General features: G+C 66.6%; 16 protein-coding genes and 3 pseudogenes. 10 read left to right on the plus strand and 9 right to left on the minus strand.

The genetic code is table 11. The features are described 5' to 3' along the window. Positions 1–3: 3 nt before the first annotated feature. On the minus strand, positions 4–909 hold the full coding sequence (locus tag AC5Y4F_RS15650) for a class I SAM-dependent methyltransferase (protein ID WP_067932163.1): 906 nt from the start codon (positions 907–909) through the stop codon (positions 4–6). A gap of 217 nt (positions 910–1126) precedes the next feature. Next, positions 1127–2326 (minus strand): ribosome hibernation factor-recruiting GTPase MRF, encoded by a 1200-nt coding sequence (mrf, locus tag AC5Y4F_RS15655; protein ID WP_067932145.1) that lies wholly within the window; start codon positions 2324–2326, stop codon positions 1127–1129. A gap of 105 nt (positions 2327–2431) precedes the next feature. Between mrf and rpmB the strand changes: the two genes are divergently transcribed. The 5 genes from rpmB to AC5Y4F_RS15680 are packed head-to-tail and all read left to right on the plus strand — an operon-like array spanning position 2432 to position 3786. Then, on the plus strand, positions 2432–2668 hold the full coding sequence (gene rpmB / locus AC5Y4F_RS15660) for a 50S ribosomal protein L28 (protein ID WP_067932146.1): 237 nt from the start codon (positions 2432–2434) through the stop codon (positions 2666–2668). Continuing rightward, positions 2668–2832: a 50S ribosomal protein L33 gene (gene rpmG / locus AC5Y4F_RS15665; protein ID WP_067932147.1), complete on the plus strand. Its 165-nt coding sequence runs from the start codon at positions 2668–2670 to the stop codon at positions 2830–2832. Before rpmB ends, rpmG begins: the two co-directional genes overlap by 1 nt. Before the next feature lie 2 nt (positions 2833–2834). Further along, positions 2835–3140, plus strand: a complete 306-nt coding sequence (gene rpsN / locus AC5Y4F_RS15670) for a 30S ribosomal protein S14 (protein WP_067932149.1) — start codon at positions 2835–2837, stop codon at positions 3138–3140. Then, positions 3140–3403 (plus strand): 30S ribosomal protein S18, encoded by a 264-nt coding sequence (rpsR, locus tag AC5Y4F_RS15675; RefSeq protein ID WP_067932151.1) that lies wholly within the window; start codon positions 3140–3142, stop codon positions 3401–3403. The genes rpsN and rpsR overlap by 1 nt, the downstream gene beginning before the upstream one ends. Continuing rightward, on the plus strand, positions 3400–3786 hold the full coding sequence (locus AC5Y4F_RS15680; protein ID WP_067932153.1) for a hypothetical protein: 387 nt from the start codon (positions 3400–3402) through the stop codon (positions 3784–3786). The genes rpsR and AC5Y4F_RS15680 overlap by 4 nt, the downstream gene beginning before the upstream one ends. Positions 3787–3850: 64 nt before the next feature. Here AC5Y4F_RS15680 and AC5Y4F_RS15685 read toward each other — a convergent pair. After that, positions 3851–3997 (minus strand): annotated as a pseudogene (locus AC5Y4F_RS15685) (TIGR03943 family putative permease subunit); the annotation flags it as partial. 100 nt (positions 3998–4097) lie between these two features. Further along, positions 4098–4481, minus strand: coding sequence for a PPW family C-terminal domain-containing PPE protein (locus AC5Y4F_RS15690; protein ID WP_499997590.1), 384 nt, complete (start codon positions 4479–4481; stop codon positions 4098–4100). Positions 4482–4542: 61 nt separating this feature from the next. Between AC5Y4F_RS15690 and AC5Y4F_RS15695 the strand changes: the two are divergent. After that, positions 4543–4620, plus strand: a pseudogene (locus AC5Y4F_RS15695) (hypothetical protein); the annotation flags it as partial. A 572-nt stretch (positions 4621–5192) separates the two neighbouring features. Here AC5Y4F_RS15695 and AC5Y4F_RS15700 read toward each other — a convergent pair. Together AC5Y4F_RS15700 and AC5Y4F_RS15705 are read right to left on the minus strand one after the other, a co-directional pair. Then, positions 5193–5684 (minus strand): annotated as a pseudogene (locus AC5Y4F_RS15700) (PPE family protein); the annotation flags it as partial. Between the two features lie 90 nt (positions 5685–5774). Beyond that, positions 5775–6683 carry an oxygenase MpaB family protein gene (locus tag AC5Y4F_RS15705; RefSeq protein ID WP_499997543.1) on the minus strand — a complete coding sequence of 303 codons (909 nt, stop codon included), beginning with the start codon at positions 6681–6683 and terminating at the stop codon, positions 5775–5777. A 90-nt stretch (positions 6684–6773) separates the two neighbouring features. Here AC5Y4F_RS15705 and AC5Y4F_RS15710 point away from each other — a divergent pair, with 90 nt between their 5' ends. After that, the gene (locus tag AC5Y4F_RS15710; protein WP_369829676.1) at positions 6774–7427 is read left to right on the plus strand and encodes a TetR/AcrR family transcriptional regulator; all 654 of its coding nucleotides are present in this window, start codon (positions 6774–6776) and stop codon (positions 7425–7427) included. Between the two features lie 45 nt (positions 7428–7472). On the opposite strand, the gene AC5Y4F_RS15715 is transcribed toward AC5Y4F_RS15710, so the two are convergent. Both AC5Y4F_RS15715 and AC5Y4F_RS15720 read right to left on the minus strand, forming a co-directional pair. Continuing rightward, positions 7473–8021 carry a hypothetical protein gene (locus AC5Y4F_RS15715; RefSeq protein ID WP_499997544.1) on the minus strand — a complete coding sequence of 183 codons (549 nt, stop codon included), beginning with the start codon at positions 8019–8021 and terminating at the stop codon, positions 7473–7475. Positions 8022–8051: 30 nt separating this feature from the next. Then, positions 8052–8633, minus strand: coding sequence for a VOC family protein (locus tag AC5Y4F_RS15720; RefSeq protein WP_067931800.1), 582 nt, complete (start codon positions 8631–8633; stop codon positions 8052–8054). A 96-nt stretch (positions 8634–8729) separates the two neighbouring features. On the opposite strand from AC5Y4F_RS15720, the gene AC5Y4F_RS15725 reads away from it, so the two are divergent. The 3 genes from AC5Y4F_RS15725 (at position 8730) to AC5Y4F_RS15735 (ending at position 12845) form a co-directional block, all read left to right on the plus strand. Next, positions 8730–9383, plus strand: coding sequence for a TetR/AcrR family transcriptional regulator (locus tag AC5Y4F_RS15725; protein WP_067931798.1), 654 nt, complete (start codon positions 8730–8732; stop codon positions 9381–9383). After that, positions 9380–10510 (plus strand): alpha/beta hydrolase, encoded by a 1131-nt coding sequence (locus tag AC5Y4F_RS15730; RefSeq protein ID WP_067931796.1) that lies wholly within the window; start codon positions 9380–9382, stop codon positions 10508–10510. The genes AC5Y4F_RS15725 and AC5Y4F_RS15730 overlap by 4 nt, the downstream gene beginning before the upstream one ends. A 133-nt stretch (positions 10511–10643) precedes the next feature. Next, on the plus strand, positions 10644–12845 hold the full coding sequence (locus AC5Y4F_RS15735) for an acyl-CoA dehydrogenase family protein (RefSeq protein WP_067931794.1): 2202 nt from the start codon (positions 10644–10646) through the stop codon (positions 12843–12845). Positions 12846–12976: 131 nt separating this feature from the next. Here the strand turns inward: AC5Y4F_RS15735 and AC5Y4F_RS15740 are convergent, their stop codons facing one another. Continuing rightward, positions 12977–13273 (minus strand): hypothetical protein, encoded by a 297-nt coding sequence (locus tag AC5Y4F_RS15740; RefSeq protein WP_499997545.1) that lies wholly within the window; start codon positions 13271–13273, stop codon positions 12977–12979. Positions 13274–13720 lie beyond the last annotated feature (447 nt).

The raw sequence follows: 13720 nt of genomic DNA on the forward strand, positions 1-13720 counted from the left end.
GAGTCAGGCCTTGACGGCGCTGACCAGGGTATTGCGGGCGATCATCGGGCCGGCCTCGGTTTCCGGGCCGGGCACCGGGCGCCCAACCTGCCGAAGGTAGTCGGCCAACGGCGTGCCGACCGCATCCCAGCCGTGCTTGCCGAACCACTCGGTGGCCGGCGCATGCCGCTCGTTGTAAACCAACTGGAAGAACACCCGCCCGTCGCCCTGCGTGGTCGCCGCGCGTTCTTTTGCCACCGCGGCCTCGAAGTCCTCGGGATCCATCGGCGCACCGTCCTCGACGGCGACGTGGCTGCCCCGGCTGGCCAGACCGTCGATACCGGTGAACAGCTGCTCCTCGGCCGCGGCCGGGAGGTAGATCAAAAGGCCCTCGGCGATCCATGCCGAGGGTTTGCTGGGGTCAAAGCCGTTGTCACGCAGGGCTTGCGGCCAGTCTTCACGCAGGTCGATAGCGATCTCACGACGTTCGGCACGCGGTTGGGCGCCGGCACCGGTGAGCACCTCGCGCTTGAAGTCGAGCACCTGCGGCTGGTCGAGCTCGAAGATTGTCGTAGCGGCCGGCCAGTCCAAGCGGTAGGCGCGCGAGTCCAGGCCCGCCGCCAACACGACGACCTGACGCACGCCGTCGGCGGCCGCCCGGCGGAAATATTCGTCGAAGAATTTGGTGCGGGCACCCTGGAAGGTGACGAAATTCTCGCCGAAGTCGGCCGTCTTCAGCTGGTGGTTAGGGTCCTTGCCGTCGAGGACGTCCGCCCACGCACCGCCCACGGCGCGGCAGAAAACCTCCGCGAACGGATCCACGGCCAACGGATCGGGCTTTTGCGCCTCCAATGCCCGCGCCGCTGCCACGAACAACGCGGTCGAACCCACGCTCGTGGTGATGTCCCAGGTATCGCCTTCGCTACGCACCCCGCCCACACTACGCCGCGCCACCGACACACCGTTTCCGGTGGCGCACAACGGTAGTGGCGCATGTCGCGGCTACCTGCCACGATGGCGGCGATGGAACTTCTGCGCCTGGCCCCGCGGGGGTTTGCCACTCGGCGATGCGCGAACTCGTGCGCTGGGGTCAGGAGCATCGCACCGATGGTGACGTCCGGGAACACGACCGGGTGAACGCCGGATTTCACGGCGGATCGCCGTCCTGCCGGATTTGCCGGACCGCGTTGTCGGCGACTTCCGCCCGGTCGGCGCACGGCTCCTCGTGCCAGTCGCCGAACGGGTCGTCGTAGCGGATCCAGCCGCGTGGGCACCGCATCTCCTCCTCGGTCAGCAGCGCGCCGTGCAGCGCGTCCAGGATGTCGGCGGGTTTTGCGCCGCACACCAGGATGACCATCGCTGTGTGCCGATCGCCGTGCCGGTCGTCCCAGCTCAGTTCGGCAAAGGCTCTTCGCTCAGCGTCGATGCCGCTCAGCTCGATGTCGTTGAGGACGGCCAGCCACTTGCCGGCCGAACTCACCCGCAGCCCGGCGCCGGCCGATTCCAACCACATCGCCCGGTCGGGTTGGCTGGCCAGCCAGAGCCGCCCCCGGGTTCTAATCACACCGTCGAGCAACAGATCCAGGCAGGCGTGCAGGCGTTGGGGATGGAAAGGTCGCCGAGAATTAAACTCCACCAGGCTGATTGGTCCGCGCGAGTCCAGTGGCGGCTGCCCGGTCAGCAGCGGGCCGTGCGGGTCGTCGCTGCGGCCGCGGCGCGCGTCGCGATACAGATTGTTGAGCTCGTCCTCGATGCCGTCGGCTCCCACCCGAACACGAGCCCGCGGGGACAGCCGGCGCAGCACGGCCGCGACGAACGGATTGGGCTGATTGAGCACCACCACATCGGCGAATTCGGCCTGGCCGATCACCACCTGCGCCTCTGTGCGCCCGTCGGCCAATTCGTCCTCACCCAGCGCCCGGTTCAGCCACGTCGGCGAATCGACGCAGGTCACCACGGCGGCGATCGACACGTCCAGCGCCGCGGGTCCATCGACGTAACCCGGCGCCACGCGCACCCGAACGTGCTTGATCGCCAGGCAGATTGGTTCGGGCTCCAGCCAGGGGCCCAAGTGCACGACGATCCGGTCGACGTCGTCACGACGGTGCAACTGACGCAACAAGACCAGCAGGTCGTTGCGGATGGTGCATGAAACGCAGCCGTGCGCGAGCTCCAAGCCGGTCTCATCGGACGTCAAGACGCCACCGGAAAGCGTGGCCGTCGTTCGGCGCACCACCTGACCGTCGAACCGGTGCTCGACCACCAGCGTTCCCGGGGTGCGCAGCAATGCACCCGCGACCGGGTCGGTGTCCCTCTGCCCCACGATCAGGATGACGGGCGTCCGCATCGTGCCCCCTTATTGATAATCGTTTTCATCTGGCTCGCACATACGGTACCGTTCGTGCCGAGCCTTGTCGAAAATGATTTTCAATAAGCAGTATGGAGGTGCAGCATGTCCGCCCACTGCCAGGTGACCGGGCGGCGACCGGGTTTCGGTAACGCGGTGTCGCATTCGAACCGCCGCGCGTCGCGGCGCTTCAACCCCAACGTTCAGCTCAAGACGTACTACCTGCCCTCCGAGGGCCGGCGGATCCGACTGCGCGTCAGCGCCAAGGGCATCAAGGTGATCGACCGCGACGGCATCGAAGCGGTAGTCGCCCGGCTGCGCCGCGAAGGACAGCGAATCTAGTGGCACGCAACGAGATTCGCCCCACCGTCAAGCTGCGCTCCACCGCGGGAACCGGCTACACCTACATCACCCGCAAGAACCGGCGCAACGACCCCGACCGGCTGGTGCTGCGCAAATACGACCCCGTCATCCGCCGCCACGTCGAGTTCCGCGAGGAGCGCTGAGCATGGCCAAGAAATCCAAGATCGTCAAGAACGATCGCCGTCGTGCGATCGTGGCGCGCTACGCCGAACGCCGCGCCGAACTCAAAGAGATCATCCGCGCACCGCAGAGCACCGCCGCGCAGCGGGCGGCGGCCCAAAACGAGCTGACGCGCCAGCCCCGCGACGCCAGCGCGGTGCGGGTGCGCAACCGTGACGCGGTCGACGGGCGCCCACGCGGCCACCTCCGCAAGTTCGGGCTATCGCGGGTTCGGGTCCGCGAACTGGCGCACGCCGGGCAGCTACCCGGTCTGCGCAAGGCGAGCTGGTAATGGCCGGGAAAGCCGCGCGCACCCGCCGGCCCGCGCTATTCGCCGGCCGCCCACCCAGAAGGAATCTGCTGCACAGCCTGGGGCTGGATGCGGTCGACTACAAGGACACCGCGACGCTGCGCGTGTTCATCTCCGAACGCGGCAAGATCAGGTCCCGCCACGTCACCGGCCTGTCCGTTCAGCAACAACGACGGGTCGCGAGGGCCATCGAGAACGCCCGTGAAATGGCGCTGCTGCCCTACCCCGGACGGCACGCGCGATGACGCCGCACCGCCCAGGTACCGACCGCCCGTTTACCGTGATCGTCTGCGCCGCTTGCGCTGTCGACCACTTGTCGGTGATCGACGAATTGCGTCCCACCATCCGTCGGTGTCCGCACTCCATGCTGGTCTCGGCCGCCTGCATGCTCGGACACCTCACCTGTGCGTCTCGGCCGACCGGCGGGGGCGTCATGGCCGTGGTGCAACCGTGCACCAACGATCGGGTGGCCTGCGGCCCGGCGCATTGGATAGGCCCTATCACCGACCGTGCCGCGGCCGCCGAACTGCGCGATTGGCTGGAGCTCGGGCAGTGGGAAATCACGCCCCTCCCAAGCCAACTCACCCAGCACGAGCGGTGGACACGCGGCTCAAGCCGATGCAACTGACCGCTCAATACGGGTAGTCATAGGGCTTAGGCGGGGCGTCGATGCGGGTGACCGCGGTGCTCTTTCATATCGGAATCATCGGCGAATTCGGTTGTCTCGGTGCGGGTATGACTAGGCCCTGGACGCGAATCCAGGTGTTGTCCGGTAGACCGGCCGCCCCTGCGACGGCCGGGCCGCGCAGGTGGATGCGGGCCAGCTGAGCGTCGGCCGCACCCCTTCAGCGTGCCCACCGTGTCATTTTCGCAGCGCACACCAGCTCGGAAATTTCGGGACAATTCGACGACGTCGCCATGGCCAACAGGTTCGCGGTGCTAGTCGTCCCCCACATCGCCGCGAGGCGCCCCGCTGCCGGAGCCGTCCGGGCTCCAGGTGGCCGGCATCATCGGCAACGTTGCGCCGCCGCCGGGCTCGTCACCGGCCAGCGTCGTCAATCCGGCCGCCGCCGCGACCGCATCCCGGCGCGCCGTCCCGGCGAACCCCAATGTGCCCGCGCCCCGGTCCGACGCCAGCGAAGCGTCCCAGTCGGGGTCGACGTCGACGTTCATATCCATGACCTCGTCACCATGGCCGCGCAATGTCGCGCGTCGCCGCCGGCGGACCCTGGCTGCTTTCCGCGCTGCGGCCGCCGTCGCGGCCGCAGCGCTATCCGGCTCGGGCGCTTTGCGTTTCGCGCTGGAGCTCGCGCTCGCGCTCATGCCCCAGCCCGTGCCAATCCCCGGGGGGCCGATGACGTAGGGAGGAAAGAACCCCGGCCCGGGGGCAGCCGGGGCCGGCGGTGCCGGTGGCGCACTGGTCACGGTGCTCGTTGTGGGGGTGGGCGCGGGCGCCGGGGCGGAGGCAGGTGCCGCGGCCGGTGCGACGGGGCCGGGGGCGGTGGCGACGACCGGCAAGGCGGGGGGCGCCGGGGCGGGCCCGGGCACGGGCGCCGGGACGACCACGGGGACGGGCATGCCCGCCACGCCGGCTATCGCGGCGAAGCCGCCGACGGCGCCGAAGGGAGCGGCGGCAAGCAGGAACGCGGGCGCCAGCAACTCTGGCATGCTGGTGAAGATCTCGAGGATGTGCGTCGGCCAATCGAACAGCGCGAGCTGGACCAGATACTGGAAAGCCAACGCCGGATTGTGCACCAGGTAATAACCGAACTGCTCGAAATCCTCCAGCAGTTCCAGGGCGCGCACCACCCAGAAGATGGGGTCCCAGGCGTTGGTGTAGGCGTCATAGTCCAGCCCGTTCACCGTGCCCTGGGCTGGGTTCCAGTCGATCCCGAAGTTTCGCAGGATCTTCGCGATGAAGTCGTTGAGCGGATTGTCGATCGTCGGGTCGTGGTCCGGACCCGATGAATCATCGCTGGCATCATCGGATTTCACGATGGCCGGCGCCGGATCTGATTGCGGTGTCGACGCGACGGCCGCGGTCGTCACCGCTTGATAGGTCGACATGGTGGTGGCCGCCTGGGTCCACATTCGCGCATAGTCGGCCTCGTTGACGGCAATGGGAACCGTATTGACCCCAAAGAAATTCGTGGCCAGCAGAGCCCCGTGCACGGCGTGGTTGGCGGCCAGTTCCGGCAGCGTGGGCATGGCGGTCAACGCCGCGGTGTACGCGGCCGCCGCCACCTCGTGTTGACTGGCGGCCGTCGCGCTGTCGACGCTCGATTTCGTCAACCAGGCCAGGTACGGAGCGTGCGCGACGGCGTAGGACTCGCTCGTGGGTCCCTGCCATGCCCCTGTTTGGACTGCCGCCAGCAGCGCGCTCAATTCGTCTGCGGCAGAGGCATATTCGGTGCTCAGTAGCGACCAGGCACCGGCCGCAGCCAGCAACGGCCCGGGTCCGGGGCCGCTGCTGAGCAGCGCGGAATGCAGTTCGGGCGGCGAGGCCATCCAAATTGGCGCCGTCATAAGGCACTCCTCAGGCTGGAAGGGTTACCAGACCGAGGAGCCTAATGAATATGATTATCGTTTTCAAGCCGTGCTTTGCCCTGCCGCGCGCTACACGAGCGGACGGCCCTTCTTGATCCTGCGGTCCAGGTCCCACAGCATCAGGTTGAAGGGGAATTGCCGGATGATTCGCGGCAGCTTGCGGTTCACCGCACCCACCACCGCCATCAGGCGGTCGAAGCGCCGCTGCATGGTGGCGTCCCAGGGCAACCGCATCTCGTCGCGGAACCTCTGCGGCAAAAAGCCGGTGGTGATCAAGAGATTGAAGCTCTCCATCCGTTCCCGTAACCGGCGGGGGAGGCGCAAACCGCGTACCCGGGAGACGGCGATCGGGTAGAGGAACTCGCGCACGGTGTCGTCGATGCGCACCTTGGCCAACGACTCCTGCCAATACCGGTCGAAGGCCGCCCGGTCCGCCGGCCACATCTCCGGCGGCACCTGCAACGTGGTGCCCAGCGTCATCGCCTCGCGGTACAGCCGGTCGGCGTCCGCGTCTTCCATCTCGCCGACAAAAGTGCGGTAGATGTCGATCCCGCCCTTATAGATGCAGGCCGCGACCCACAACTGCAGCTCGGGATCGAACGCGTTGTACTCCACCGGGTCGCCGGGCCGTGAGTAGACCTCCGCATGCGACCGGTTGACGGCGCGGCGATAGGCGGCCTTCTGCTCATCCGTCCCGGCATTGGCGACAGCGATGTAGGTGAACGTGGTGCGGGCCCGCTTGATGGGATGGCGGTCGATGCGGCCGCTCTCGACGCGGCTTTCCGCGACGCCATGGCCGACGCCGGGGCGCGACAACTCCATGATCACGTTGGCCGGGCCGGCCAGGAGCGCGACACCCATCAACCCGTAGTCCTCGGACACTCGTCGGGGCCGTCGAGCCGGATGCGGCCGGGGCGGGTCAGCCATCGGCCGCTCGACGTGCGGGATGAGCGGTTGAATCGTCTCTTGGATTGCCATCCAAAGGCCTCCCCGGCACGGGTGACTAAATCTGATAACGTCTGTTTCCCGATATTGCCCCGGACTGCCGCCGCTGTCAAGATGGAGCACATGTCCGAGGACCCGCGCGAGCGACCGTACGGGGGCGTCGATGCCGGCAGGCGGGTTGCCGACCGCCGCGCCCGGTTGCTGAGCGCCGGCCTGGACGTCTTGGGAACCGAGCAACGGGGCACCGCCGCGTTGACGGTTCGCACCGTGTGCCGCCAGGCCGGGCTGACCCCGCGCTACTTCTACGAAAGCTTCGCCGACAAGGACGAGTTCGTCGCCAGCGTCTTCGACTGGGTGGTGGCCGAGCTGGCCGCTACCACCCAGGCCGCCGTCGCGGCGGCACCAGCCGCGGAGCAGGCGCGCGCCTGCATGGCCGACATCGTGCGCAGCATCACCGAAGACCCCCGCGTGGGGCGACTGCTGTTCAGCACGCAACTGGCCGATCCGGTGATCGTGCGCAAACGCGTCGAGTCCAGCGCGCTGTTCGCCATGCTATCCGGTCAGCACGTCGGCCAGGCGCTACAGGTCCCGGCCAACGAACGCATCAAGGCAGCCGCGCATTTCGTGGTCGGCGGTGTCGGACAAACCATCAGCGCCTGGCTGGCCGGTGACGTCCAACTCGAACCGGACCAGCTCATCGATCAGTTGGCCGCACTGCTCGACGAGCTCGCCGAGCCGAAGCTGTACCGCCTCTTCGAAACTCGTGCGGACACCTAGCTCACCCGGGCTCACACCCTGGCTGAGCCCGAACCGATCGTTCGCTCAAGGAAACAGCGGCAGATCCCAGAGCCGCATGCCGGGATGCAGCAGCCACAACCGCATCATGGTGAGCCGCATGATGCGCACCGCGCTGGTGATCATGAAGATCGCCAACGGCACTTCGACCAGCACCGCCGTGATGACCGACAGCCAGATGTCTTTGGGGCCGGCGGTCATCAGGTCGAACCACGCGTCGCAGATCAGCAGGACACCGGTGGTGAAGGCGGCGAGCACCAGCAGCTGACGACGCAGATACCCGAGTGCGGCCGTCGTCAGCATGAAGGCGACCAGCAGCACGTCGAAACCGATCCAGGTGATGGGCCAGTTGTGCGCGACGTAGTTCTCGGGCAGCGTCACCGCCAGATACACCAGCCACGGCACCATCGCCATTGAGCCACCGACCATCAGACTCAACCGGATCCGCCGCACCCGCGCCAGGAACTCCGGGTCGATCACGTCACCGAGTGGCTGCTCCAGCCGGGTGATCAGTTCCCGCCGTTGCTCGGCCGTCAGCGCCGCGATCTGCGCGTCGGTCAAAATGCCGTCGGTCATGAAAACATCCTGCGGCTCGGCCCGGTGGGATCAGTGAGCGGCACCCACTGGAGGTCGGCGGTCCGCCGCGGTCTTGGGCTCCGCTTGGACGTCGCTGCTTGCGAATTCCTTTACCCAGCAGGCGAATTCGAGGGTGATGCCGTCCGGGTCCTGGAAATAGAATGAGCGCACGTAGACGCCGGGATGCACAGTCGCGGACACCTGCATGGGGCTTTCGTCGTGGTTGAGCACCGGCCCGACCCGCACCCCTTTGTCCTTGAGGCGCTGACGATAGGCGTCGAACTGCTCGGCCGGCACGTGGAAAGCCAGATGGTTCATGGTGCTGACCGCGCTGGTGATGTCGCCGATGCCCGGGATCGCGCCCGGCGACGAAATCCCCGGCACCCTATCGGGAGCGTCGGCGAACCAGAAGAACGCGACGCAGTCGCCGTTGCCGGCGTCGAAGAAGAAATGCTGGCCCGCGCCGTTGGGTAGATCCAGCGATTTGATCAGCGGCATGCCGAGGACATTGCTGTAGAAGTCCACGGTTTTCGCCATGTCGGAACAGACCAGGGCGACGTGGTTGATCCCGCCGAGTTCGAATTCCGTGTTGGTGTTGTGCGGCTTGATCATCTGGTGGCTCCCCTCGGTCCCCGGCTTGACGATCCTGGCCAAGATCCAAATCTGAATCTAACATCAGTTTCAGTTTCGGCCCAGGGAGGTGCGCAGGTGTCGACCGTGGCGTCCCCTGCTGGCCGGGACGGCCAGCCCGCCGAGCTTCCCACCGTTCGGGGCAGGCGCACGCAGGCGGCCATCGACGCGGCCGCCCGGACCGTCATCGCGCGCAAGGGCGTCCTGGCCACGACCATCGCCGACATCGCCGCCGAAGCCGGGCGGTCGGCGGCGTCCTTTTACAACTACTACGACTCCAAAGAGGCGATGGTGCGTCAGTGGGCGCTGCGCTTCCGTGACGAGGCCAACGAACGCGCGCTAGCGGTGACCGAACATGGTCTGTCCGATCGGGAGCGTGCGCACGCCGCCGCTTCCGCGCACTGGCACACCTACCGCAACCGGCTCGCCGAGGTGATCAGCGTGTCGCAGCTGGCGATGATCAACGACGACTTCGCCCGATACTGGGCCGAGATTTGTGAAATACCAATATCTTTCATAGTCGAATCGGTCCGACGTGCCCAGGCTGACGGCTATTGCCCCCACGACGATCCGCGGCTGCTCGCCGAAGCCATCGTGGCGATGTTCAACCAGTTCTGCTACATCCAGCTCGGCGGCGCACGCGCGGTGGAACCCGACGACAAGGCTTGCATCCGCACCATGGCCAACATCTACTACCGAGCCATCTATGCGCGAGAGGGGCCGCTGAATTGACTCGTCGTACCGGTGCCGGAGTCATCCGCGAATTCGTCGGGCTGCCGTCGCGCACCGCGGGGCGCGCGGGCGCGGGTGGGCACCCGTGCCAGGGCCTGTATCACCGGGGGGTGGGACGCAAACCGAAGGTGGCGATGATCGCCACGCACTACCAGATCGACTTCTCCGAGCACTATCTCGCCGACTACATGGCCACTCGTGGCATCGGGTTTCTGGGTTGGAACACCAGGTTTCGCGGCTTCGAAAGCAATTTCCTGCTCGACCACGCGCTGGTCGACATCGGCGTCGGTGTCCGCTGGCTGCGTGAGGCTCAGGGCGTGGATACCGTTGTGCTCCTGGGTAATTCGGGTGGTGGCTCACTGATGGCCGCCTACCAGTCGCAGGCCGTCGAGCCCAACGTGACCCCGCTGGACGGGATGCGCCCGGCCGCCGGGCTGACCGAATTGCCACCCGCCGACGGTTACGTCGCCACCGCCGCTCATCCCGGCCGTCCGGAGGTGCTCACCGCGTGGATGGACGCCGCCGTCGTCGACGAGAACGACCCCGTCGCCACCGATGCCGACCTTGACCTGTTCAACGAGGGCAACGGCCCGCCCTACTCGGCGGAGTTTCTCGCCCGCTACCGCAGCACGCAGACGGCGCGTAACCACGCGATCACCGACTGGGCGGAGACCGAGCTCAAACGCGTTCGCGCGGCGGGATTTTCCGATCGTCCGTTCTGCGTGATGCGGACCTGGGCCGATCCCCGCATGGTCGACGCCAGCATCGAGCCCACCAAACGGCAACCGAACATGTGCTACGCAGGCGTCCCTGCCAAGGCGAATCGCTCGGCGCACGGCATCGCGGCGACCTGCACGCTACGCAACTGGCTGAGCATGTGGAGCCTGCGGGTGGCGCAAACCCGTGCCGAACCGCACCTGGCCCGAATCAGCTGTCCCGCCCTGGTGATCAACGCCGAAGCCGACACCGGGGTGTTTCCCTCGGACGCCCAACGCATTTTCGACGCACTCGCCAGCACCGACAAATCGCGGGCCACGGTGGACACCGACCACTACTTCACCACCCCGGGGGCGCGGGGCGAGCAGGCCGACACCATCGCCCAATGGATCGGCAAGCGGTGGCGCTGAGTGTTTTCGCCCATCTCGTTGCCGGCCGGTGTACGACGGACACCCGCTGGCCCATCTCGTCAACCAACCGACTGGTTGTTAGCTTGGAAAGGACTTGGCCGAGACGGCCTCCTGCAGCAACGGAAGGCGACCAATGCCGATCGCAATAAATCCTGAGCATCATGACCTGGCCGATTCGGTGCGATCGCTTGTCGCGCGCATCGCGCCATCCGAGACGTTGCATGCGGCCATGGAGACCCCTATCGATAACCCTCCGCCGTACTGGCAGGCCGCGGCCGACCAGGGGCTGCAGGGCGTTCATCTCGCCGAATCCGTGGGCGGGCAGGGCTTCGGCATCCTCGAGTTGGCCATCGTGCTGGCCGAATTCGGTTACGGGGCGGTGCCGGGCCCGTTCGTGCCGTCGGCGATCGCCAGTGCCCTGATCTGTGCGCACGACCCGGACGCGAAGGTGCTCGCCGAGCTGGCGTCAGGCGCCGAAATCGCCTCCTACGGCCTGAATTGCTGCGCACTGACCGCCACCCGGCAGGGCAATTCACTGGTGATCCGCGGCGAAGTCCGGGCGGTCCCCGCCGCCGCGCAGGCCACGCTGCTGGTGCTGCCCGTCGCGATCGACAGCGGCGAGGCCTGGGTGGTGCTGCGCGCCGACCAGCTCGAAATAGAACCGGTGAAAAGCCTGGACCCGCTGCGCCCCATCGCCGATGTGCGAGCCAATGCCGTCGAGGTCGGCGACGACGTCGTGCTGACCGACCTGAGCAAGGCGACGGCGCACGCGCTGATGACCACGCTGCTGTCCGCTGAAGCCATCGGTGTGGCCCGCTGGGCGACCGACACGGCCTCTCACTACGCCAAGGTTCGCGAGCAGTTCGGCCGCCCGATCGGTCAGTTCCAGGCCATCAAGCACAAGTGCGCCGAAATGATCGCCGACACCGAGCGGGCCACCGCGGCCGTGTGGGATGCCGCCCGCGCGATCGACGAAGCCCGCGAAAACAATTGGGACACCGCAGGTTCGCACGTAGATTTCGCGGCAGCCGTGGCGGCGACGCTTGCGCCCGCAGCCGCCCAGCGCTGCACCCAGGACTGCATTCAGGTGCACGGCGGCATCGGCTTCACCTGGGAGCACGACGCGGGCGTGTACTACCGGCGGGCACTTATGCTGGCCGCCTCCTTCGGTCGCAGTTCGGATCACCCGCAAAAAGTCGTCGACACCGCCACCACCACCGGCATGCGCGCGGTGGACATCGACCTCGACCCCGACACCGAGAAATTGCGAGCACAGATCCGCGCCGAGGTCGCCGCGCTCAAGCGGATGGAGCGGGAGCAGCGCAAGGTTGCCATAGCCGAGGGCGGTTGGGTGCTGCCGTATCTCCCGAAGCCATGGGGCCGCGCCGCCAGCCCGGTGGAGCAGATCATCATCGCCCAGGAGTTCGCCTCCGGGCGGGTCAAGCGCCCCCAGACGGGGATCGCGACCTGGATCGTCCCGTCGATCGTGGCGTTCGGAACCGAGGAGCAAAAGCAGCGCTTCCTTCCGCCGACCTTCCGCGGCGAGATGATCTGGTGCCAGCTGTTTTCCGAGCCGGGCGCCGGATCGGATCTGGCCAGCCTCACCACCAAGGCCACCCGGACCGACGGCGGCTGGCGCATCACCGGCCAGAAGATCTGGACCACCGCCGCGCAGTTCTCGCAGTGGGGCGCGTTGTTGGCCAGGACGGACCCCAGCGCCCCGAAACACGCTGGCATTACGTACTTCCTGTTGGACATGCACAGTGATGGCGTCGATGTGAAGCCGCTGCGCGAGCTCACCGGCAACGCCATGTTCAACACCGTGTACATCGATGACGTGTTCGTGCCCGACGAGTGCGTGCTCGGTGAGGTCAACCGGGGCTGGGAGGTCAGCCGTAACACCTTGACCGCGGAACGGGTATCGATCGGCAGCAGTGAAGCAAACTTCTTGGCCACGCTGGCACAGTTCGTCGAGTTCGTTCGCGACGGCCACTTCGATCAGATCGCCCAGCATCGGGCGGGGCAATTGATCGCCGAGGGTCACGCGGCCAAGGTGCTCAACCTGCGTTCGACGCTGTTGACGCTGGCCGGCGGCGACGCCATGCCGTCGGCGGCGATCTCCAAACTCCTGTCCATGCGCACGGGCCAGGGATATGCCGAATTCGCGGTCTCATCGTTCGGCACCGATGCCGCGATCGGCGACCCGGATCAACTGCCCGGCAAATGGGGCGAATACCTGTTGGCCAGCCGCGCCACCACCATTTACGGCGGCACCTCCGAGGTGCAGCTGAACATCATCGCCGAACGGCTCCTGGGCCTGCCCCGGGACCCGTAAAGCGTCGCAACAGGGCCCGAACAGGGCCATGCCGACCTGACTAGGTCAGGCCGGCATGGTTCCCCCGGACGCGGTCGGCCATCCCGAGGGTTGGCGTGTCGGCGATGGCCGCTACCGCGCGGAGATGGTGGTTACCACCACCAGTTCCACCGGTGCTGGGGGCCCCAGTAGCCACCGCCACGGCCCCAGTAGCCGTGCCCCCAATCGCCATGTCCCCGACCATCATGGCCGCCCCATCCGCGATCGCCGGGACGATCGGGGATGAAGCCCGGTCCGCTTTGCGGCCCAGCACCGGTGAAACTCGTGGTGAGTGCGGACGCAGGAGCAGCTTGAGCGATGGGAGCGCCGCCGGAGAGCAGCGCGCCGGCCAAGGCTCCGGCGCCTATGACGCCTGCGGCCGCGCCGCGCAATGATCGCGGGGAGATCATCGAAGTCATTCCTTCCAACCACTTGCTTTCGCCAGTAAGAACGTTAGTCGTACATTTACTGGCAAACAAGATTAATTGCTTGTTAGACGTGTGAATTGGATAACTACCGCCGAAAGTTCTGCCGGTTTCGATCCGTATTTACGCTGCGAATCTATCACCAAATACTGATACTTCTCGACGACACTAGTGCTATTTGAGCAGGACACATGCCGTCTACTGAGGTACTGTTCACAGGTCACGTAGCTACTGATGTCAGGTTCTCCACATTAGCGGATACTTTGATTAATGAATATTCAAAAGTAGCCCACCGCGTCATCGTCGACGCTCTTGCAAGGGTTTTCGAGCAAACAGTTGCTTTCACAATTTGCGGCCCGACATGCGGTGGAAGGCGCCATTGTGTCCCGTGACTGCGTTATCAGTTGTGCGGCGCCAGACCGGGGACGGAGG

This window comes from Mycobacterium sp. NGS56 (genome assembly GCF_059812425.1).